Origin of the sequence: Stieleria sp. (assembly GCF_041595215.1) — a bacterium.
Lineage (GTDB): Bacteria > Planctomycetota > Planctomycetia > Pirellulales > Pirellulaceae > Stieleria > Stieleria magnilauensis.
Window position 1 is genome coordinate 1 of record NZ_JBFHKV010001371.1, and the last position, 1,887, is coordinate 1,887.

The following is a 1,887-nucleotide window of genomic DNA, read 5'->3' on the forward strand; positions in this document are numbered from 1 at the left end:
AAGATCAGCGGCACTGGCCACATCGATCCAATCGTTCTGAGACGCTGATTCCATTGTTTTTTCCTTTGCGGGAGTTGCCCCAGTCGACGAGCGCCCGGCAGCCGCCGATCCCGGCACGCCTTCTCCACCCGCGGTTTTTGTGATCGGGCCGCTGCTGCGGCGACCCGACGCTGCCCCAGCTATGTCCGGGCTGTGCCTTCGATACAATACTGCCACTGACACTTCAATGCGATCGCGACCTGCCGGTCCCACAAAAACTGGAAAAGACGGAGTTTGAAAGTGAAGCGAATCATCTGCCCCATCGCTGCGTCCTGTGTTGTCGCACTGTCCCTGCTGTCCGTCCCGGCAGTCGGGCAAGAAAGTGCGGCCACCGAAACATCGACCCAACCCAACGAAAATGACGGTGATCAATCACCCCAGGAACTGATGAAAGTCACCGAAATCGAAGGCATCTCAGAATACAAGCTCGAAAACGGCGTCCGCGTGCTGCTGTTCCCCGACGACAGCAAGGAGGTCGTGACGGTCAATATGACAGTCTTTGTCGGCTCCCGCCACGAGGGTTACGGCGAAGCCGGCATGGCGCACTTGCTCGAACACATGCTCTTCAAGGGGACCCCGGCGCACCCCTCGATCCCCAAGGATCTGACCGAGCGGGGCGCCAATTTCAACGGCACCACGTGGGTCGACCGCACGAATTACTACGAGACCTTGCCGGCCAGCGAAGACAATCTGCAATTCGCCCTGTCGTTGGAAGCCGATCGATTGATGAATAGCTTCATCAAGGGCGAAGACTTGGAAAGCGAAATGACCGTGGTTCGCAATGAATTCGAGCGGGGCGAAAATTCGCCGTTCCGGGTTCTGATGCAGCGCATCCAGTCGGCGGCCTACGATTGGCACAACTATGGGCAATCGACGATCGGCAACCGCAGCGACATCGAACGGGTGCCGGTGGTGAACCTGCGCCGCTTTTATCGCAAGTACTATCGCCCGGACAACATTCTATTGATCGTTGCGGGGAAGTTTGACGAGGCCAAAGCGATTGAAATGATCGGTGATTCCTTCGGCGGGCTCATCGCGCCGGACATCCCGATCGACCCGACCTACACCACCGAGCCGCCCCAGGATGGTGAGCGAACCGTGGTGTTGCGACGCGTCGGCGACGTGCAACTGGTCGGAGCCGCCTATCACATTCCATCGGGCAGCCACCCCGACTTCGCCGCCGTCAAAGCCCTTTCGATCGTGCTGGGAGACGAGCCCAGCGGCAGACTTTACAAGAACCTTGTCGAAGCCAAAGTCGCCAGCAACGTGTACTCGCTCGCCTACGCGTTCGCCGAACCGGGATTGTTAATGGCGATCGCCGAAGTCCCCGAAGACCAGTCGATCGAAGACGCTCGCGTCAAGCTGATCTCGATCTTGGAGGATTCGTTCGCAGAGAACCCGATCACCGAACAAGAAGTCGAGCGTGCCAAGCAGCAAATCCTAAAGCAACGCGAACTCGAAGCGGCCAACACCGACAAACTGGCCGTCTCGCTGAGCGAATGGGCCGCCCAAGGCGACTGGCGACTCTACTTCCTGTTCCGCGACATCGTTGAAGAACTCAATGCGGAAAAGGTTCAAGCGGCCGCGCAGAAGTACTTGGTCCGCAACAACCGCACGGTCGGACTGTTCATTCCCAGCGATGATGCCCAACGCGTTCAAATCCCTGAGTCGCCGGATCTGCTGGCCAAGCTGAAGGACTACAAGGGACGCGAAGTGATTCAAGCCGGCGAGCAATTCGATCCCGATCCCATGAAGATCGAAGCGCGGACGCTGCGTGGAACGCTCGACAATGGAATCGAATACGCCCTGTTGCCCAAGCAGACACGCGGGGGATCGGTTTCCTTGTAC

General features: G+C 58.5%; 1 protein-coding gene. It reads left to right on the forward strand.

Annotation, left to right across the window (positions count from 1 at the left end; all coding sequences use genetic code 11):
- Window positions 1–279: 279 nt before the first annotated feature.
- Window positions 280–1,887: M16 family metallopeptidase (locus ABX749_RS31385; RefSeq protein WP_372899500.1), on the forward strand; the 1,608-nt coding region annotated here is incomplete at its 3' end.